Origin of the sequence: Inquilinus sp. 2KB_23 (genome assembly GCF_052115705.1) — a bacterium.
GTDB lineage: Bacteria > Pseudomonadota > Alphaproteobacteria > DSM-16000 > Inquilinaceae > Inquilinus > Inquilinus ginsengisoli_A.
This window is the reverse complement of record NZ_JBFRHF010000001.1, coordinates 364,227-382,670: the sequence shown is the minus strand read 5'-3', so window position 1 is coordinate 382,670 and position 18,444 is coordinate 364,227. Positions and strand designations below refer to the sequence as shown.

The window sequence follows — 18,444 nt, the reverse complement described above, 5'->3', positions numbered from 1 at the left end:
TCTTGCAGCCTGGTCCCAGGCTTGCGCCGCTTAGAAGCCGATCGGCCTCGCCGCATCGATGAAGTAATCCGGGTTGTGGCCCTGGATGTCGCCGATCTCGCCGAGCAGCGCGCCGAGATGCGCCCCCATCCGCGCCGCGGCGCGATCGGGGTCATGCGCCTCGATCCCCGCCAGGATGGCGTCGTGCTCCGCGATCACCCGCGGCAGCCGCCCGTCCTCGGGCAGGGTCAGCCGCCGGTAGCGGTCGACCTGCAGCTTGACCTGCTGCACCAGGGTCCAGATGCCGGGATGGCCCGCCGCATCGGCCACGCCGGCGTGGAAGGCCTCGTCGGCCTGGTGGAAGCCGTCGCGGTCGTCCGCCGCCGCCCGCTCGCGCTGCCGCTCCATCACCGCGCGCAGCCCGGCGATCTGGCTGCCGCTGGCGCGCTCGGCCGCCAGCCGCGCCGTCGTCTCCTCCAGCGATTTGCGGATGATGATCGCCTCGGGCAGGGACCGGACCGGAATGCGCGACACGAAGGTGCCGGATTGCGGGAAGATGTCGACCAGCCCCTCATCGGCCAGCCGCAGCATGGCCTCGCGCACCGGGGTCCGGCTGACGCCGTAGAGCTCGGCGATCTCCTTCTCGACCAGCGGCGCGCCGGGCTTCAGCCGCAGCGCGACGATGTCGCCGCGCAGCGCCCGGCGAATCAGCGCCGCGGCGGTGTTGGGCTGGCCGGTCGACCATGCGTCCAGCCGCGGCGATCGCGGCATCCGCCGCCGTCCCACCGACCCGTCACCCTCTTCGGCCATGGCCGCACCTCGCATCCGCGTCTCCCCACCGCGTTTGTGATATGCAGCGTATACTAAAATATCAGTTGATCAAGCTCTGGTATGGTACGGATCACGATTGAGGGATTCCGCGGCCTCCAGCGGAATCGATCGAAAGAATTAGCCACCGCGACAGGGTGTGACTTGATTCTCGCGGAGGAAGGTCATTTGATTAAAGGGTCGAAGGATCGTGGCGCCCCCCTGAACCGGATGGGAGCAGAACGCCGGGGCCTGGTGTTGATAGGGAGAGCGAAGAGGATGGTCGTGAAACAGCGGGCCCATCAGCGGTTGAAGCAGATGCTGAAGAGTTGCGGCGCCCGCGCGGACGCCAAGGTGCGTGAGCAGCTGGCCACGCTGCCCGCCGGCTGGGCCCGGTCGGTGACCGGCATGTTCGCCCGGGTCGAGCGCATCCTGACCGACGAGGAACGCCAGACCTTCCGCTGGACCGAGATCCGCGACCGCGACGGTCGCCTGGCGGCCTCCTGGTCCGGCGCCCGCGATTCGGGGGTGCTGATCGACCAGATCGTCGAGGAGGCGGCGACCGACGTCTCCGACCCCGGGCCCGCCGCCTGGAAGGATTCCGCCGCCGAGCTGGCGCAGAGCATCCGCGGCATGGCCGCGAAGGCGACGTCGCAGGCCGCCGCCGCCAAGGCCGCGGCTGCCACCCTGCCCGTGCTGATCGCCGAGGCGCAGGCCTATTTCCGCACCCCGGACGGCGATTCCGGCGCCATCACCCAGCAGATCCGCGAGGCCCTGCAGCGCCTGGACCGCGAGGCCCGCCGCTCGCTGCGCGCCAAGCTGATCCCGGACGCGTCGTAAGGGCCACAAACACGTTGCCTCTCCCGCGTGGCGGGAGAGGCAACGCTTTCACACCTCGCAGGCCTCCGTCGTCTCCAACGTCACCCGCTCTCGGCGGCGCAGCAGGGCATAGGCCACCAGCGCCGCCGCCAGGGTCGCGGCCACCAGCACCGCCAGCATGGCCTGGAAGGCCCCGCCATAGGCCTGGGCCAGCGCCGCCCGGCCGAGGCCGGGCAACAACGCCTCCGCCCGGCCGAGGTCACCGCCGGCCATGGCGTTGACCGCCTCGGCCACCCGCGCCGCGGACTCGCTTCCAACGGCCTGGTGCAGGCCGGACTGGCCGAGCGCCACCACCACCGCCCCGGCGGCCGCGATCGCCACCGCCTCGCCCGCCACCCGCATGGTCGAGAAGATGCCGGTGGCCATGCCGGCGCGCTCGCGCGGCACCACACTGACCGACAGGTCGTCCATCAACCCCCAGGGCAGGCCGGTGCCGACGCCGACCACCAGCATCGGCAGGGCCAGCGCCAGGGCGCCGGCGCCGACCGGCACGGCGGCGAGCCAGGCGAGGCCGAGCGCCGCGACCACCAGGCCGAGGCCGGACAGCGCCGCTGCCGAAAACCGGCGGGCCAGCAGCCCGGCCAGGAACGGCACCACCGCCATCGGCGCCGACAGCGCGATCATCAGCCCGCCGGCCTCGATCTCGCTCATCCCCTCCGCGCCGATGAAGCGCACCGGCAGCAGCACCAGCGGCACCACGAAGCAGACCGCGGTGGCGATCGGCAGGAACTGCGCCCCGACGAAGCGGGGATAGCGGAACAGCGACAGGTCGAGCATCGGCCGCCGCACCCGGGTCTCGACCGCCACGAACAGCGCCAGCATCGCGGCGGCGCCGAGCAGCAGGGCCAGCACCACCGGGCTGCCCCAGCCGCTCTGCGGCCCCTGCATGATGCCGAAGGTCAGCAGCACCAGGGCGGCGGTGAAGCCGAGCAGCCCCGGCCAGTCGACGCCGGTGGCGCCGGGATCGCGCGATTCCCGCATCCGAGGCACGCCGAACCCCAGCACAGCCGAGCCGATCACCGTGCCGGTCAGGAAGATGGCGCGCCAGCCCAGCGTCTCGACCAGCGCGCCGGCCAGGATCGGGCCGAAGGCCAGGCCGATGCCGAAGCTGGTGCCGAGCAGGCTGAAAGCGCGGGTGCGGGCCGGGCCTTCGAACTCCTGCGCCAGCGAGGCAGCGCCGCCGGCCATGGCGATCGCCGCGGCGACGCCCTGGGCGCCGCGCAGCAGGTCGAGCACCACCACCGAGGGGGCGAAGCCGATCACCAGCGACAGCAGCGAGAAGCCGGCCACCCCGGCGCGGAACATGCGCTTGCGGCCGAGCTGGTCGGACAGCGCACCGGCCGCCATGACGAAGCTGCCGAAGCTGAGCACGAAGGCGTTGACCACCCAGGCCAGCGCCAGCGGGCTGCCGCCAAGGTCGCGGCCGATCGCCGGCAGCGCCACCGCCGGGCCGGTGAAGCTGAGCGGCATCATCAGCCCGGCGAGGCAGACGGCGCCGAGCACCCAGGCGCTGTTGGCGGTGCCGTCGGAGATCGCGCGTGCGGTCATCTCGTTGCTCCCGTGATGCGAGGATCAAGGTCCGTTTCGAAACTCGCTCCGGTGAGTCGGCTGGCGTGGTTTTCGAGAACCGGAGCGCAGCGGACGTTTGGGTCCGTGAGCACCGGAAGCGCAGAAAACCGCGTCAGACGGCCGCCGGGGCGAGTTTCGAAACGGGCTGTCAGATCGACATGCCGCCGTCGATGGTCAGCGCGGCCCCCGTGAGGAAGCGGCTCTCGGCCGAGGCCACCCAGGCGACCAGCCCGGCGATGTCGGCGCCGCTGCCGTAGCGCGGGATCGCCATCAGCGACCGCAGCGTGTCGGCGCGCGGCCCGTCGGCCGGATTCATGTCGGTGTCGGTGGGGCCCGGCTGCACCAGGTTGACGGTGATGCCCTGGGGCCCGAGATCACGGGCTGCGCCCTTGGCCAGGCCGGTCAGCGCGGTCTTGCTGAGGGTGTAGAGCGTGGCGCCGGCCCGCGGCACCCGGTCGGCCAGGTTGCTGCCGATGATGATGATCCGCCCGCCCTCCGGCAGGTGGCGGGAAGCGGCCTGGGCGGCGACGAAGACACCGCGGACATTGATCGCGAGGGTGCGGTCGAAATCCTCGAGGCTGAATTCGGCGAAGGGCTTCTGGATGGCGATGCCGGCATTGGCGACCAGGATGTCGAGCCGGCCCAGCCCTTCCGCCGCAAGGTCCACCGCCGCCGCGGCCGCGGCCGGGTCGGCGCTGTCGGCCTGCAGCACAAGGGCGCGCCGGCCGAGCGCCTCGATCTCCCGCCCCACGGCTTGGGCCTTCTCGGGCGAGGCGCTGTAGGTCAGGGCGACATCGGCGCCGTCCCGCGCCAGGCGAAGGGCGATGGCGGCGCCGATGCCGCGGCTGGCGCCGGTGACCAGCGCCACCTTTCCGGTCAGGTCGGGCATGCGAAGTCTCCATATTTTTAATGATCGATAAACAAATCAATGGAACGGTTGCATCCGACGGTCAAGAGAATTATTTATGGAACGTTAAAGAAAGGAATTGAGATGGCGGAACGTGGCCGGCCCCGTGGTTTCGATCGCGACGCCGCCCTGCGGCGGGCGATGGAGCTGTTCTGGCGGCGCGGCTTCGAGGGCGTGTCGATGGCCGACCTGACCGCGGCGATGGGCATCGCGGCGCCGAGCCTCTACGCCGCCTTCGGCAGCAAGGAGGCGCTGTTCCGCGAGGCGATCGCGCTGTACCGCGCCACCGACGGCGCCGCCACGCGCCGGGCGCTGGACTGCCAGCGGACCGCACGCGCGGCTATCGAGGCGATGCTGCGCGACAATGCCGACGCCTTCACCGATCCCGCCCTGCCGAATGGCTGCTTCGTCATCCTCGGCGCCATCAACACGGCGCCCGAGCACGAGGGCGTGCGTGCCCACCTGCTGGACCTGCACCAGGAATCCTGCGGCCTGCTGCTGCGCCGGCTGGAACAGGGGGCGGCGGCCGGCGAGTTCCCGCCGGGCACGGCGCTGGGCCCGCTGGCCGGCTTCTATTCGACCGTGTTGGCGGGGATGTCGATCAAGGCCCGCGACGGCACCAGCCGCGCCGAGATGCACGCCATCATCGACCACGCCATGGCGGCGTGGGACGCGATGACGGCGGCTACGCCGGCGGCCGCTGCCAGCGCCGGCTGATGCGGTAGACCGCGGCCGGCGGCACATTCGCCACCGCCCGGCCGATCCGCACCGCCTTCAGCCCGAGCCGGTCGAGGATGGCGCGCGGGATCGGGCAGCGCGGGCCGTAGGTGAACTGGTAGAAGGCGCCGTCCGGGCGCAGGTGGTGGAAGGCGCCGTCGAGGATGGCGATCACCGCCCGCGGCGGCATCGACAGCACCGGCAGGCCGCTGACCACCGCGCCGGCCTTCTCGCCGCCGAACGGATCGGCGGCTGACAGCCGGGTGGCGTTCATGCACAGCACCTGCGCCTCGGGGAACCGCTCCTGCAGCAGCTTGGCGAAGTCCGGCCCGGCCTCGACCAGGGCCAGCCGCGATTCCGGCACGCCGCGGGCCAGCAGCGCCCGGGTGAAGGCGCCGGTGCCGGGCCCCAGCTCGATCACCGGGGCGGTGTCCGGAACGATCTCGGCGGTGATCGCGGCGGCCAGCGCCCGGCCGGACGGCACCACCGCGGCCACCCGCAGCGGCGCCTTCAGCCAGGCCCGAAAGAAGGCGAAGTCATCCGCCGCATCCTGGCGGCGCGAAGCCACCATCGGCGGCAGGGTCGCCGGCGATGCCCCGGCGGTCGAGGCGGCGAGGCCGACGGCCTGACGCCGCCGGGAGAAGTTGCGCCAGATCATGGTGCCCAGAAGCTCCAGCAACAGCAATGCGACCAGCGCCTTCAGCGCGGTCGCGGTGGCATTCGGATTGGGTTGGACCAGCGTCGCCGCGGCATAGCCGGTGCCGATGAACAGCCCGTTCCACAGGCCGATCCCGAGGGCGGTCGCGGTGAAGAACATCAGCGGCCGGGCGCGCAGCAGCCCGGCGATGCCGGGCACCACCAGCCGCACGGTCGGCACCAGCTGGGCGAACAGCGCGAACACTGCCCCGCGGTCGCGGAGCCAGGCGATGCAGCCGTCGATCCGCGCCGGCGCCATGCCGAAGAACCCGGCGGAGCGCCGCAGCAGCGCCCCGGCGCGGGCCTCGCCCAACCCCCAGCCCAGCCCGTAGAACAGCACGCTGCCGGCGAAGCTGCCGGCCACGGACAGCGCCAGGGCCATCGGCCACGACCAGTAGCCCTCGTTCACCGCTACCCCGACCGCCACCAGCAGGCCATAGGAGGGCAGCACCGGCAGCAGCCGTTCGAACAGGGTGATGCCGAGCAGGCCCGCGACACTGCAGGCGGCGATCCAGGGCATGAGGTCTCCAAGCGGATCCATGGACGACTCCGGATGCATCATAACAAGGAGATACAGGGAGATCGCGGGAAGATGATAGCGCCGCTTCGCTTCCACCAGAACCGAAGCGAGAGGCCGGGCCCGAAAGCGGCGTTCCGCCGCGGCAGCAACGTCCCCCTCCAGCACGATCAGTAGGACTCTATGCAGGCTCGATTTCCGGCGGCACCCCCGGCCTGTTCCTGTACTAACCCCAGCCGGGCCTAGGCCCTGCCCAAGCTGCCCGCCGTCGTGCAGTTCGCGCACGACACGCTGCGGCCGCACCCGATGCGGATTCTGGCGAAAGCCTGAAAAAATCTCGCGGCGATGTCGGAACCGGCGCCGCCGGACCGTCCTTGGGTCAGCAACCACGAGAGGAGGGCGGGATGTCCTATGTCGACGGATTCGTGCTGGCGGTGCCGAAGGCCAAGCTCGATGCCTACAAGGCGCTGGCGCGCAAGGCCGGCGCCGTGTGGAAGGAGCACGGGGCGCTGGCCTATGCCGAGTGCATCGGCGACGACGTGCCCTATGGCGAGCTGACCTCCTTCCCGCGCGCGGTGCAGGCGAAGGAGGACGAGGTCGTGGTGTTCTCCTGGGTCGTCTATGAATCGCGCGCGGCGCGCGATTCGATCATGGCCAAGGTGATGGCCGACCCACGGATCGAGATGGATCCGGCGTCGATGCCCTTCGACGGCAAGCGCATGATCTTTGGCGGGTTCGAGGCCTTCGTGGAGCTTTGAGCTCAGCTGATCGACCCGGCCGGCGCCCGTGAAGGGTGCCGGCCGGGACACCATCCGCGCAGGATAAGGTCCGAACGGCCGCGCAAACGTTGTCGATCGCTGCGCGAAAGGTTACGGTGCAGCTGCATATTCGAATGCTTTCGGGGACGTCGACGATGCAGGGCATCCGGTTTTCGTCCCAGGCGCTGCCGCATGGCCTCGACGAGCGGGCGCGGTTTTCGCTGTGGCGCGATCTCTACATCGCCAATATCGGGTCCCTGGACATCCGGATCTCGGAGGCGGCGCCGTTCCGGGCGGACCTCGACATGACGCTCTACGGCGCGGTCGGGCTCGCCAGCTTCAGCGGGACGGTGCAGACCGTCAAGCGGACCCCGCATGACCTGCACGCCGACAGCCAGGACGCCTATTTCCTGATGATCAACGATGGGCCCGACACGGTCGGCGGCCTGCATGTCGGGCGCGAAATGGCGCTGGCGCCCGGCGCGGCGGCGCTGATGTCGACCCAGGAATGCGGTTCGATCACCGGCGGGGCGGCGCCGCGCGGCGGGCATGTCTGGCGCAACTTGGTCGTGCCGGGCGAGCTGATGCGCGGCGCGCTCGGCGGGGTCGACGATCTGCTCGCCACCAGCCGGTCCGGCGCGTCGCTGGCCTTCCTGCGCAGCTATCTGACGCTGCTGAACGACACGCCGCCCAGCGACGACCCCGCGCTGGCCGCCCACATCTCCACCACCCTGATGGACCTGCTCACCCTCGTCCTCCGGGGCGCGGGGGATGCGGCCCGGCAGGCGGCGTCGCGGGGTCTGCGCGCGGCGCGGATCGACGCCGTCCTCGCCGGCATCCGCGACGGCTACACCGATCCCGGCTTCTCGGTGAAGTCGCTCGCCCGCCAGCTCGGCCTCTCCGTCCGCTACATCCACGACCTGCTGCAGGAGACCGGGACGGGCTTCGCCGAGCGGGTGCTGGAGCTGCGGCTGCAGCGCAGCGCGGTCCTGCTGGGCGACCGGAGGTCCGACGCCCTGCGCATCGCCGACCTCGCTTTGGCGGTCGGCTTCAGCGACGTGTCCTATTTCAACCGCTGCTTCCGCCGGCGCTTCGGCTGCACCCCGACCGCCATGCGTTGACCGCCAGACGCCGACTGCACCGCGAGTCAATTCCGGTGCCGTTCAGTCCAAGACACCCCGCCGCCGGCCATGCGATCAACCGCTCAGCGCTGCCACATCACCGGCACGCGCGCCGCAAGGCACCCCGTCTCCCGGCAGCGGGACATCGGCCGTCGGCCTTTGTCCCGCTGTTGGGCGTGCCGCGTCGCGGCGCCAACCGCAGCATCGATTTCGGAACGGAGAGATTTTTCATGCCGACCATCAACGGCGACGCCGGCAACAACACCATCACCGGCACCGCGGCCGGCGAGACGATCAACGGCCTTGCCGGAAACGACTATCTCTTCGGCGCAGGCGGCGATGACATCCTGAATGGCGGCGACGGGAACGACCTGCTGCAGGGCGATGCCGGGGTGGACACGTTCCACGGCGGCGCCGGCGTCGATGTGGTCGCCTATGACAGCACCGTGATCGGGGTGAACGTCACGATCGGCGGCTTCGGCTTCGGTGGCGAGGCCCAGGGCGACGTGATCGGCGCCGATATCGAGTGGCTCCACGGCACGAATGCCGGCGACACGCTGACCGGTGCGGCGACGGACAACATCCTGACCGGCGTCGGCGGCGACGATTTCCTCATCGGCATGGCCGGCGATGACACGCTGCAAGGCGATGAAGGCGACGACTTCCTGCGCGGCGGGGATGGGGCGGACATGTTGTCCGGCGGCAACGGCATCGACACGATCGACTACAACGGCGCCAGCGTCACCATCAACCTGTCGACACTGACGGCGGCCGGCGGCGAGGCCCAGGGCGACGTCATCGGCGCCGATATCGAGAACGTCCAGGGCACCGACAGCGATGACAGCCTGACCGGCTCGGCCGTGGCCAACCTGCTCGCCGGTTTCGCCGGCGACGACGTCCTCATGGGCCTGGCCGGCAACGACACGCTCAACGGCGGCAACGGCGACGATTTCCTGGATGGCGGGGCCGGGGCGGACACGCTGAACGGCGGCGCCGGCATCGACACCATCGACTACAACGGCCCGGCCGGAGTGACGGCGACGATCGGCGGCAACGGGCTGGGCGGCGACGCCCAGGGCGATGTGATCGGCAACGACATCGAGAACCTCCGGGGCACCGACGGGTTCGGCGACAGCCTGGCCGGTTCGGCCGGGGCCAACGCCCTGTCGGGCTTCGGTGGCGATGACCACCTCTTCGGCATGGATGGCGACGACGTGCTGGATGGCGGCAGCGGCAACGATGTCATGGAAGGCGGGGCCGGCGCGGATGTCCTGACCGGCGGCAGCGGCACCGACACGGTCGACTACAATGGCACGGCGGGCGTGATCGTGACGATCGGCGGCACCGGGTCGGGCGGCGACGCCGAGGGCGACACCATCGGCGCCGACATCGAGAACCTCCAGGGCACGTCCGGCTTCGGCGACACGCTGACCGGATCGGCCGGGGACAATGTCCTGCGCGGCTATGGCGGCGACGACCGCCTCTACGGCAAGGCCGGCAACGACACGCTCATCGGCGACGACGGGGCCGACTTCCTGCAGGGCGGGGCCGGGGCGGACACGCTCAGCGGTGGCGCCGGCATCGACACCATCGACTACAACGGCCCGGCCGGGGTGATGGTGAACCTGACCACGCTGGCCGCCTCCGGCGGCGAAGCCCAGGGCGACGTGATCGGCGCCGACATCGAGAACGTCCAGGGCACCAATGTCGACGACGCGCTGACCGGCGCAGCCACCGACAACGCCCTGTCCGGCTTCGGCGGCAGCGACACCCTGTCCGGGCTGGACGGCACTGACAAGCTGAACGGCGGCGACGGCAATGACGTGCTGCGCGGAGGCGCCGGGGCCGATGCGCTGGACGGCGGCATCGGGACCGATGCGGCGATGTACAGCGAGGGCAGCAACGGCGTGACGGTCGACCTGCTCGCCGGCACCGGCGTCGGCGGCAACGCCCAGGGCGACACCCTGGCCGGCATCGAGAACGTCTATGGCAGCCACGGCAACGACGCCATCACCGGCAACGACGCCAACAACGGCCTGGTCGGCAGCGACGGCAACGACACGCTCAGCGGCGGCAACGGCACCGACACGTTGCTCGGCGACACCGGCAACGATGTGCTGCGCGGGGGCGCCGGGGCCGACAGCCTGCAGGGCGGCGACGGCATCGACATCGCGATGTACAGTGAGAGCGCGGTCGGCATCACGGTCAATCTCGCCCTCGGCACCGGCCTCGGCGGCAACGCCCAGGGCGACACCCTGACCGCCATCGAGGGCGTCTATGGCGGCAGCGCCGGCGACACCCTGGTCGGCGATGCCGGGGTGAACACGCTGGTCGGCAACGCCGGCGACGACGTGCTGCGGGGCGCGGCCGGCAGGGATATCCTGGCCGGCGGCGCCGGCGCGGACCGCTTCGTCTATGCCGCGACCGCCGACAGCGCCGTCGGCAATGCGGCCGATGTGATCAGCGATTTCAGCCACGCCCAGGCCGACCGCATCGACCTGACGCAGATCGACGCCAACGCCGGCCTGGCCGGCGACCAGGCGTTCAGCTTCATCGGCGCCGGGGCCTTCACCCACCATGCCGGCGAACTGCGCGGAGTCGTCATCGGCAGCCAGACGGTGGTCACCGGCGACGTGAACGGCGACGGCGCCGCCGATTTCAGCATCACCCTGACCGGTGCCATCACGCTGGCGGCTGCCGACTTCCAGCTGTAGCCGGCGCCGGACCGACGGCCCGCCTCCTTCTGCGGAGAGGCCGTCGGTCCGGTCCTTACAGCACGAAATCCGCGGCTGTCAGGCTGTGGCCGGCGATGACGTTGATCGCGAAATCGAGCTGCCGGTCGCCATTGGTGTCGGCACAGACCAGTTGCACCGCGCCGATCAGCACCACCCGCAATTCCCCGGCCTGGCCGGTGAGCGGCCCGGTCGCGGTGCTGAAGTGGAAGGCGGTGTTGCCGTTGCCGGCATTGCCGTCGGCGTCGATCGCCGACAGGTCGATCCTGTCGCCGGTGGTGAAGTCGGCAATCACATCCTTGCCCGCCGCCGCCACCGTGCTGTCGCCGATCGCCAGATAGATGAAGCGGTCGTTGCCGGCGCCGCCGGTCAGCCGGTCGCCACCGGCGCCCCCCGTCAGCGCGTCATTGCCCGCCCCGCCCGACAACGCGTTGGCGCCGGCATTGCCGCCCAGCCCATCGTCGTGACCCGACCCGACGAGGTTCTCGATGAGCACGAGCGTGTCGCCCTCGGCGTCGCCATGGTGGCCGAGGCCATCCGCCAGGCTGACCGTCACGAAAGCAGCCGACCCTCCATAGGAGGCCGCGTCGATGTTGCCGCCCCCGTTGAGCACATCGGCCCCTGCCCCGCCATTCAGCACATCGTTCCCGGAGCTGCCATAGAGGCCGTCATTGCCGGCGCCGCCATCGAACCGGTTGTCGACGGCACTGCCGCCCATCACGTCGTCGAAGGCGGAGCCGACGAGGTTCTCGATGGCTACGAGCGTATCGTTTTCGGCATCGCCATAGTGGGCGACGCCATCCGCCAGAGTGATCCTCACGGCGGCGCCCGATCCGGCATAGGAGGCGGTGTCGACATTGCCGCCGCCGTCGAGCGTGTCGGCCCCTGCGCCACCCTCCAGTACGTCGTTCCCACTGCTGCCGTAGAGGTGGTCCTCACCCTTGCCGCCGAACAGTGTATCGGCACCGGCTTTGCCGATCAGATGGTCGTCACCCAGGCCGCCTTCGAGGTGGCTGCCTGCCACGGCACTGGCCAACCAGTCGTTGAAGTCCGAGCCGGCGACGCTTTCGATGCTGATCAGTTGATCGCCTGTGGCCTCGCCGCCGAAATACCGCCCGGCCCCGAGATCGACCTGCACCCTAAACTCGGAATAGCGATAGTTGGCGATGTCAAAGCCATCGCCGCCGTCGATGGTGTCGGCGCCTTCGCCGCCGAACAACGTATCGTCTCCGGCGCCGCCGAAGAGACTGTCAGCCCCGTCGTCGCCAAGCAGATAATCGTTGCCTGCCTGACCAGACAGATGGTCGTCGCCCGCACCGCCCGCGAGTTGGTTGCCGCCTGCGTCACCGGCCAGCCGGTCGTTGAAGTCGCCTCCGACGAGGGACTCGATACTGATCAGGGTGTCGCCCGCTGCACTCCCGCCAGACACAGTGCCGGCGGCAAGATCGACATTCACTTCGGCATCAGAGTCGCTGTAGTTCGCGGTATCATAGCCAATGCCGCCATCGAGAATGTCGTTGCCCAGGCCTCCATATAGGAAATCATTGCCACCATTTCCCGAGAGCCTGTCGTTGCCTTGCAGGCCACGGACGAAATTGTCCGCGGCATCTCCATTGAGGACGTCATCTCCCGGAGTGCCGATATAACCCGACAAGCTCGCGCTGGAGTGACCAAAAGATTCCAAGATCGGCTTGATCAGGTCCGAGAGCTCGTTTCTGTCGCCACTTTCCGAAAAAACAACAGCCATTTCTATCCCCATTCTCTGTCACACTTTGCTTTATTGTTATTTATAGGTCAAAATCTATATCGCTTATTCTCGAATTCTAAAGAATTACCATTTCCCAAGAGCGTAATATCTAAGATCATCGATGCAATTGATTAGATATATTTTTCAATTCGGCGAGATCGGTTGTTAGTGAATTTCGGAAAAGTTAGTACTGATTCCCAACCCCCCGGCAAGCCGAACAATTATGACGTTTCGGACTCATTTGCCGTGAACTCGCCGGAATTGCAGCGCTCACCGGTTGGATGGCCTCTCATCCCAGATCGTCACTCCGGCCGCCGCCCGGCCACCAGCAGCCCCTCCAGCAACGCGTCGAACGCCGCCACCGCCTTGCGCGCCGTGGCCTCCGGGTCCGGGGCGTTGGCGATCCACAAAGCGGCGTGCAGCATGGCGCCGTTGACCAGGCGCGCCGTTGCCTCCGGGTCGACCGCGACGATCACCCCGTCCGCCGCCAGCCGCCGCAGCGTGTCCGCCATCGAGCGGATGCATTCGCTCTGGCTGGGCCAGGTCGAGGGGTCGCCCAGCACCGAGGGGCCGTCGCGCAGCACGATGCGCTGGATCTCGGGCTCCAGCGCCATCTCCAGATAGGCGGTGCATTCCGCGACGAAGCCGCGCCACGGGGTGTCGGCGCGGCCCGAGACCTGGTGCAGCCGCGCGCCCATCTCGGCGTCGATCTCGGCCACCACCGCCTGCAGCAGCCCCTTCTTGTCGCCGAAATGATGGTACAGCGCGCCCCGGGTCAGGCCGGCGGCGGCGGTGAAGTCGTCCATCGCGGCGTCGGCATAGCCGACCGTGCCGAAGGCGTGGCGGCCGGCGCGCACCAGCTTGGCGCGGGTTTCGGCGATCATCTCGCTGCGGGGCTTGCGGGCCATGGCTCCTCTTTCACATACGCTTCGTATGCTAATTGACATACGCCGCGTATGCAACTATGTCATCTCACATACGCCGCGTATGTCAGCTATGATGGATTTCGAGGACCCCGTGATGCCCAACCCATACCGCGAGATCTTCCAGGCCCCCGGGGCCAAGGCGTTCTCCGCCACGGGGTTCGTCGCCCGGCTGCCGCAGGCCATGATCACGCTCGGCATCGTCACCATGCTGTCGCAGACCCGCGGCGAATACTGGCTGGCCGGCGGCGTGGCCGCCACCTTCGCCCTGGCCAATGCCCTGATCGCGCCGCGGGTCTCGCGGCTGGTCGACCGCTACGGCCAGGCCCGCGTGCTGCTGCCCGCCAGCGCCGTCAGCGTCGCGGCGCTGGCCGCGCTGATGCTGGCCGCCCGCACCGGCGCGCCGGACTGGACCCTGTTCCTGTTCGCCATGGTGGCCGGGGCGATGCCGGCCATATCGGCGATGGTGCGGGCACGCTGGACCAAGCTGTACCGCGACACGCCGCAGCTGCACGCCGCCTTCGCCTTCGAATCGGTGGTCGACGAGGTGATCTACATGACCGGGCCGGTCCTCGCGATCGGCCTCAGCGTCGCCCTGTTCCCGGAGGCCGGGCCGCTGGTCGCCGCGCTGCTGCTGGCCGCCGGCGCGCTGCTGTTCGCGGCGCAGCGGTCGACCGAACCGCCGGTGCATGCGGCCGAGGCCGGACGGGGCACCACCGTCATCCGCCTGGGGTCGCTGCGCATCATCGTGCTGACCCTGGCGGCGATCGGCGCGATCTTCGGCACCGCCGAGGTCACCGCCATCGCCTTTGCCGAGGCGCAGGGCCAGAAGGCCGCGGCCAGCCTGGTCCTGGCCAGTTATGCCGCCGGGTCGCTGATCGCCGGCCTGGTCTTCGGCACGCTGAAGCTGCGGGTGTCGCTGGCCGGGCAGTTCGTCCTGGCGATCGGCCTGGCGGCGCTGACCACGCTGCCCCTGCTGGTGGTCGACAGCATCCCGGTGCTGGCCGCGGTCCTGTTCCTGGCCGGCGCCGCGGTGTCGCCCACCATCATCACCGCGATGGGGCTGATCGAGCGGCTGGTGCCGCCATCGCAGCTGACCGAGGGCATCACCTGGGCGATGACCGGCATCGGCATCGGCGTGGCGTTCGGATCCTCGGTCTCGGGCTGGGTGATCGACACCTACGGCGCCCAGAGCGGCTTCCTGGTGTCGCTGGCCTCGGGCGCGCTGGCCCTGGCCATCGCCCTGTTCGGCCAGCGCTGGCTGCGCGGCGAGGCGCGGACCGCGGCGGCCCGGCAGGCGGTCGCCTGACCGCCGGCGACGTGGGCTGGGTTCGCTCTCGCGAACCCAGCGGTGGCCCGGACGGTGCGATGTTGGGTTCGCAGACCGCGAACCCAACCTACGCGGTAATGCCGTTCCAGATTACAGATGCGGCCCCAGCAGGGAGAGGTCGGCTGCGCCCAGCCGGTCCTTGGCGGTGCGCAACTGGTGCCAGTAGGGGTACAGCACCGGCGGTGCGCTGACCTGGTCGAGGCGCTGCCGTTCCTCCGCCGTCAACACCAGCCCGGCGGCGCCGAGATTGTCCTTCAGCTGCGCCTCGGTGCGCCCGCCGATGATCACCGAGGTCACCGCCGCGCGGCCGAGCAGCCAGGCCAGCGCCACCTGGGCGCCGGAGACGCCGCGCGCCTCGGCGATCGCCACCAGCACGTCGACGATGGCCCACAGCCGGTCCTCGTCGCGGATCGGCGGCTCGCCCCAGCCGGCGAGCTGGCGGGTGCCTTCCGGCGACTGGCCGCGGCGGTGCTTGCCCGAGAGCAGGCCGCCGGCCAGCGGGCTCCACACCAGGATGCCGAGGCCCTGGTCGATCGACACCGGCAYCAGCTCGTACTCCGCCTCGCGCGCCTCCAGCGTGTAGTGGATCTGCTGGCTGACGAAGCGCTGGCGCAGGGTGCGGTCGCTGACGGCCAGCGCCTTCATCAGGTGCCAGCCGGAGAAGTTCGAGGCGCCGATGTAGCGGACCTTGCCCTGGCGCACGAGGCTGTCGAGCGCGTCGATCGTCTCCTCCAGCGGGGTCAGCCCGTCCCACTGATGGACCTGGTAGAGGTCGATCACGTCGGTCTTCAGCCGCTTCAGGCTGGCCTCGCAGGCCTCGATCAGGTGGTGGCGCGACAGGCCGCGGTCGTTCGGCCCGTCGCCCATCGGGAAGCGCGCCTTGGTGGCGATCAGCACGCCGGCCTTGCGCTTGCCGCCCAGGGCCTCGCCGATGATCTCCTCCGACGCGCCGGTGGAGTAGACGTCCGCCGTGTCGATCAGGTTGACGCCGGCATCGAGGCACAGGTCGATCTGGCGCCGCGCCTCGTCCAGGCCGACATTGCCGACCTTCGAGAAGTTGCCCTTCCCGCCCATGGTCATGGTGCCGAGGGTGATGGTGGAGATCTTCAGGCCGGAACGGCCGAGCTGCCGGTATTCCATGGCGACGCCTCTCGCTGTCGGGATGCCCCAGTCCTAGACCCGTCGGTTTCAGCGTTCCAACGGAAAGATGTGATCGCATTCAGCAGCGATGGCGCTGAATAGGCCGGTGTGGTTGCGCCGCCGGGTGCGGACGGCGCGGTTGCGCCGCCGGGTGCCGGACGGCGCGATTGCGCCGCCGGGGGCAAGCCGGCCACACTGGCGGCATCGGTCCCGCCCCAGCACCCGCCGCCATGCGCTCCACCATCGCCATCCCGGTCACCGTCCACGCCACGCCCGAGGCGCTGGGCCGCGCCATCGCCCAGCGAATCCTGGGCGGGATCGAGCGTGCGGCCGAGGAGAACCGGCCCTATCTGCTGGGCTGCCCCAGCGGCCGGTCGGCCAAGCCGGTCTATGCGGCGCTGGGCGCCCTGGCCGGCATGACCCGGTTCGACCTGTCGCGCCTGGTCGTGGTGATGATGGACGAATACATGGTCGACGGGCCCGACGGCCCGGTGCCCTGCGATCCCCGGGCGCATTTCAGCTGCCGCCGCTTCGCCGAGCAGGACATCCGGGCGGTGCTGAACGCGAAGCTGCCGGGGCCGCGACAGGTGCCCGCCGCCGCCATCTGGTTCCCCGACCCGAGGCGGCCGGAGGCCTATGACCGGCGCATCCAGGAGGCCGGCGGCATCGACCTGTTCCTGCTGGCCAGCGGCGCCAGCGACGGGCATGTCGCCTTCAACCCGCCAGGCAGCCCGGCCGAGGGCGGGTCCGGCATCGTCAGGCTGGCGGAAGAGACCCGCCGCGACAACATGGAGACCTTCCCCGATTTCGCCGCCATCGCCGAGGTGCCGCGCTGGGGCCTGACCGTCGGCCTGGGCACCATCGCCGGCCTGTCGCGCGCAGCGCTGATGATCCTCCATGGCAGCCACAAGCGGCAGGCGGTGCAGCGCCTGCTGGAAAGCCGGGACTTCGAGCCGGACTGGCCGGCCACCATCCTGCACCGATGCCGCCACCCCGAGATCCATCTCGACGCCGCCGCGGCGCAGGAGGCCTCATGACCGGCGCGTCCGACGCTGCCGAGCTGGCCCGGCTGCGGGCGCTGATCCTGGCGTCGCGCGCGGTGGCCTGCGGCATGGTGCATGAGTCGGTGCCGCGGGATGCGGCGGGACAGCCGCTGCCACATGCGGTCGAACCGGACGGCTATGCCCGCCCGGCGCTGTGTTCGGCCATGCGGCGCGGCACCCAGCTGGCCTGCAGCCACAGTGCCGCGCGGCTGCCGCTGCGCCAGGCCATTGAGGCGCTGCAGGCGCGCGATGGCGCCGACGCGGCGGCGCTGGAAACCCTGCTGGAGGATTGGATCCGGCTGGACGCGGCGCTGGGCACGCTGGACCACCGCCGCTATGCCGCGGAGACGCGGCTGGCCGATGCGGTTCGGACCGGGACGGCCGGGACCGTCGACGGTGAGCGGTCGATCGCGGCGCTGGTCCAGGAGCATCGCGACCTCGCCCGAGGCCTCGATGCCCTGAAGGACCGTGTGCTTGCCGCGATAGACCGATCAGGCTGCTAGTTGAACACCGCCTCGTAGAAGCGGATGTCCTTCGCCTGCGCGATGTCGGCGGCCGCCGGCACCACCGGGTTGATGAAGACGCCCTCCATCAACCCCTTCTCGGGATGCCGGATGTTGTAGACCTGCGGCCCGAGATCGGACGCCGCCGGCGCCGTGAACAGGATCGCGAACGGATGGCGCCGCAGCAGGCCGGGCGACGCATAGGGCGACAGCCGGGCGGCGACCAGCGTGGCCTCCACCCTGCCGCCCGTGCCTTCGACCACGAAGGTGCCGCCGCGATGATCCTTGAAGTCGTCGAAGCTGAGTTCGGCAAGCATCGGGGTCGCTCCTCAGTTGCGCGGCGGGAAGATGCCTTCGAGCGCGATGATCCAGTTGATCGCCAGGTAGGGCGGCAGGATCGAGAACGGCTGGTTGTTGCCGGCCAGGCCGGTCGCACCTGCGACCGGAGCCGGGATGCTGACGGTCGGGGTGGTGCCGCTCGGCGCGTAGCTGTTGACGTCCGTCGTGCCGCCGGTGTTCGGGTCGGGGAAGTTCGCCGAGCCGAGGATCGAGGTGGCGGTGGGCGCCGACTGGCTGGTGCCGCCCACGTTGCTCGTGGCGGTCAGCTGTGAAGCAAGTGTGCCGGCCGGGTGGTTGTGGGACGGCAGGTTGTTGTTGGTCAGCGTCGTGTTCTCGGTGCCGCCGACCTGGCCGAGGACATAGGTGCTGAGGCCTGGGCCCTGGCCAGCGCCGATCGGGAACCGGCTGGCCAGGTTGGGCAGCTGGAAGGTGGTCTGGCCGTTGCCGCCATAGGTGGTGCCGAGCAGGCTGAACAGGGCGGTGTTCTGGGCGATCGACAGGATCTGGCCCCAGCAGAACGCCCAGCCGCGCGGCGCGAAGTTCGGGGCCCAGCCCATGATGGTGGCGAGATAGGCTTCCATTTCAAATGCTCCATGAAAAATGCGGATCGAAAAAACGACAGTGCTGAGACCGGCTCCGACCGCCCGAAACCGGGCGGCGGATCGGCGATTACAAAGGCAACTCAAAGCGAAATATAATAATAAGCAGTCAGATACAAACGCTGCATTATGTCATGA

General features: G+C 69.9%; 17 protein-coding genes. 8 read left to right on the top strand and 9 right to left on the bottom strand.

The window, feature by feature from the left end; genetic code table 11:
* Positions 1–30 precede the first annotated feature (30 nt).
* Entirely contained in the window at positions 31–804 is a 774-nt protein-coding gene (locus tag AB4112_RS01650; RefSeq protein WP_441716777.1) for a GntR family transcriptional regulator, read from the bottom strand.
* Between the two features lie 261 nt (positions 805–1,065).
* Between AB4112_RS01650 and AB4112_RS01645 the strand changes: the two genes are divergently transcribed.
* The gene (locus AB4112_RS01645) at positions 1,066–1,626 is read left to right on the top strand and encodes a hypothetical protein (RefSeq protein WP_441716776.1); all 561 of its coding nucleotides are present in this window, start codon (positions 1,066–1,068) and stop codon (positions 1,624–1,626) included.
* Positions 1,627–1,674: 48 nt separating this feature from the next.
* Here the strand turns inward: AB4112_RS01645 and AB4112_RS01640 are convergent, their stop codons facing one another.
* A complete protein-coding gene (locus AB4112_RS01640; protein ID WP_441716774.1) occupies positions 1,675–3,213 on the bottom strand; it encodes an MFS transporter in 1,539 nt (512 codons plus the stop codon).
* A 169-nt stretch (positions 3,214–3,382) separates the two neighbouring features.
* Positions 3,383–4,123 (bottom strand): SDR family oxidoreductase, encoded by a 741-nt coding sequence (locus AB4112_RS01635; protein WP_441716772.1) that lies wholly within the window; start codon positions 4,121–4,123, stop codon positions 3,383–3,385.
* A gap of 102 nt (positions 4,124–4,225) precedes the next feature.
* Here AB4112_RS01635 and AB4112_RS01630 point away from each other — a divergent pair, with 102 nt between their 5' ends.
* Entirely contained in the window at positions 4,226–4,858 is a 633-nt protein-coding gene (locus AB4112_RS01630; RefSeq protein WP_441716771.1) for a TetR/AcrR family transcriptional regulator, read from the top strand.
* On the opposite strand, the gene AB4112_RS01625 is transcribed toward AB4112_RS01630, so the two are convergent.
* Complete coding sequence (locus AB4112_RS01625; protein WP_309800363.1) at positions 4,827–6,095, bottom strand: VTT domain-containing protein; 1,269 nt, start codon at positions 6,093–6,095, stop codon at positions 4,827–4,829. The two genes, AB4112_RS01630 and AB4112_RS01625, sit on opposite strands and share 32 nt — an antisense overlap.
* A 380-nt stretch (positions 6,096–6,475) precedes the next feature.
* Here AB4112_RS01625 and AB4112_RS01620 point away from each other — a divergent pair, with 380 nt between their 5' ends.
* From AB4112_RS01620 to AB4112_RS01610, 3 genes are all read left to right on the top strand, one after another.
* A complete protein-coding gene (locus tag AB4112_RS01620; RefSeq protein WP_309800362.1) occupies positions 6,476–6,829 on the top strand; it encodes a DUF1428 domain-containing protein in 354 nt (117 codons plus the stop codon).
* Positions 6,830–6,984: 155 nt separating this feature from the next.
* Positions 6,985–7,950: a helix-turn-helix transcriptional regulator gene (locus tag AB4112_RS01615; RefSeq protein WP_309800361.1), complete on the top strand. Its 966-nt coding sequence runs from the start codon at positions 6,985–6,987 to the stop codon at positions 7,948–7,950.
* Between the two features lie 230 nt (positions 7,951–8,180).
* The gene (locus AB4112_RS01610; protein WP_441716768.1) at positions 8,181–10,664 is read left to right on the top strand and encodes a beta strand repeat-containing protein; all 2,484 of its coding nucleotides are present in this window, start codon (positions 8,181–8,183) and stop codon (positions 10,662–10,664) included.
* Between the two features lie 55 nt (positions 10,665–10,719).
* Here the strand turns inward: AB4112_RS01610 and AB4112_RS01605 are convergent, their stop codons facing one another.
* Positions 10,720–12,429 carry a calcium-binding protein gene (locus AB4112_RS01605; RefSeq protein WP_441716766.1) on the bottom strand — a complete coding sequence of 570 codons (1,710 nt, stop codon included), beginning with the start codon at positions 12,427–12,429 and terminating at the stop codon, positions 10,720–10,722.
* A 302-nt stretch (positions 12,430–12,731) separates the two neighbouring features.
* Positions 12,732–13,337, bottom strand: coding sequence for a TetR/AcrR family transcriptional regulator (locus AB4112_RS01600; protein ID WP_441716764.1), 606 nt, complete (start codon positions 13,335–13,337; stop codon positions 12,732–12,734).
* 112 nt (positions 13,338–13,449) lie between these two features.
* Between AB4112_RS01600 and AB4112_RS01595 the strand changes: the two genes are divergently transcribed.
* On the top strand, positions 13,450–14,661 hold the full coding sequence (locus tag AB4112_RS01595; RefSeq protein WP_441716762.1) for an MFS transporter: 1,212 nt from the start codon (positions 13,450–13,452) through the stop codon (positions 14,659–14,661).
* Positions 14,662–14,772: 111 nt separating this feature from the next.
* On the opposite strand, the gene AB4112_RS01590 is transcribed toward AB4112_RS01595, so the two are convergent.
* Positions 14,773–15,822, bottom strand: coding sequence for an aldo/keto reductase (locus AB4112_RS01590; RefSeq protein ID WP_441716760.1), 1,050 nt, complete (start codon positions 15,820–15,822; stop codon positions 14,773–14,775).
* Between the two features lie 230 nt (positions 15,823–16,052).
* Between AB4112_RS01590 and AB4112_RS01585 the strand changes: the two genes are divergently transcribed.
* Positions 16,053–16,859 carry a 6-phosphogluconolactonase gene (locus AB4112_RS01585; RefSeq protein ID WP_309800355.1) on the top strand — a complete coding sequence of 269 codons (807 nt, stop codon included), beginning with the start codon at positions 16,053–16,055 and terminating at the stop codon, positions 16,857–16,859.
* Positions 16,856–17,368 (top strand): hypothetical protein, encoded by a 513-nt coding sequence (locus AB4112_RS01580; protein ID WP_309800354.1) that lies wholly within the window; start codon positions 16,856–16,858, stop codon positions 17,366–17,368. The genes AB4112_RS01585 and AB4112_RS01580 overlap by 4 nt, the downstream gene beginning before the upstream one ends.
* Here AB4112_RS01580 and AB4112_RS01575 read toward each other — a convergent pair.
* Positions 17,365–17,685 (bottom strand): DUF6916 family protein, encoded by a 321-nt coding sequence (locus AB4112_RS01575; RefSeq protein WP_309800353.1) that lies wholly within the window; start codon positions 17,683–17,685, stop codon positions 17,365–17,367. The genes AB4112_RS01580 and AB4112_RS01575 overlap by 4 nt on opposite strands.
* Before the next feature lie 12 nt (positions 17,686–17,697).
* On the bottom strand, positions 17,698–18,288 hold the full coding sequence (locus AB4112_RS01570) for a phage tail protein (protein WP_309800352.1): 591 nt from the start codon (positions 18,286–18,288) through the stop codon (positions 17,698–17,700).
* Between the last annotated feature and the right edge of the window lie 156 nt (positions 18,289–18,444).

What these genes read in the sequence shown, in the direction of transcription:
- AB4112_RS01650 (WP_441716777.1), bottom strand. Translation starts at nt 804, where the DNA reads ATGCGAGGTGCGGCCATGGCCGAAGAGGGTGACGGGTCGGTGGGACGG.
- AB4112_RS01645 (WP_441716776.1), top strand. Translation starts at nt 1,066, where the DNA reads ATGGTCGTGAAACAGCGGGCCCATCAGCGGTTGAAGCAGATGCTGAAG.
- AB4112_RS01640 (WP_441716774.1), bottom strand. Translation starts at nt 3,213, where the DNA reads ATGACCGCACGCGCGATCTCCGACGGCACCGCCAACAGCGCCTGGGTG.
- AB4112_RS01635 (WP_441716772.1), bottom strand. Translation starts at nt 4,123, where the DNA reads ATGCCCGACCTGACCGGAAAGGTGGCGCTGGTCACCGGCGCCAGCCGC.
- AB4112_RS01630 (WP_441716771.1), top strand. Translation starts at nt 4,226, where the DNA reads ATGGCGGAACGTGGCCGGCCCCGTGGTTTCGATCGCGACGCCGCCCTG.
- AB4112_RS01625 (WP_309800363.1), bottom strand. Translation starts at nt 6,095, where the DNA reads ATGGATCCGCTTGGAGACCTCATGCCCTGGATCGCCGCCTGCAGTGTC.
- AB4112_RS01620 (WP_309800362.1), top strand. Translation starts at nt 6,476, where the DNA reads ATGTCCTATGTCGACGGATTCGTGCTGGCGGTGCCGAAGGCCAAGCTC.
- AB4112_RS01615 (WP_309800361.1), top strand. Translation starts at nt 6,985, where the DNA reads ATGCAGGGCATCCGGTTTTCGTCCCAGGCGCTGCCGCATGGCCTCGAC.
- AB4112_RS01610 (WP_441716768.1), top strand. Translation starts at nt 8,181, where the DNA reads ATGCCGACCATCAACGGCGACGCCGGCAACAACACCATCACCGGCACC.
- AB4112_RS01605 (WP_441716766.1), bottom strand. Translation starts at nt 12,429, where the DNA reads ATGGCTGTTGTTTTTTCGGAAAGTGGCGACAGAAACGAGCTCTCGGAC.
- AB4112_RS01600 (WP_441716764.1), bottom strand. Translation starts at nt 13,337, where the DNA reads ATGGCCCGCAAGCCCCGCAGCGAGATGATCGCCGAAACCCGCGCCAAG.
- AB4112_RS01595 (WP_441716762.1), top strand. Translation starts at nt 13,450, where the DNA reads ATGCCCAACCCATACCGCGAGATCTTCCAGGCCCCCGGGGCCAAGGCG.
- AB4112_RS01585 (WP_309800355.1), top strand. Translation starts at nt 16,053, where the DNA reads ATGCGCTCCACCATCGCCATCCCGGTCACCGTCCACGCCACGCCCGAG.
- AB4112_RS01580 (WP_309800354.1), top strand. Translation starts at nt 16,856, where the DNA reads ATGACCGGCGCGTCCGACGCTGCCGAGCTGGCCCGGCTGCGGGCGCTG.
- AB4112_RS01575 (WP_309800353.1), bottom strand. Translation starts at nt 17,685, where the DNA reads ATGCTTGCCGAACTCAGCTTCGACGACTTCAAGGATCATCGCGGCGGC.
- AB4112_RS01570 (WP_309800352.1), bottom strand. Translation starts at nt 18,288, where the DNA reads ATGGAAGCCTATCTCGCCACCATCATGGGCTGGGCCCCGAACTTCGCG.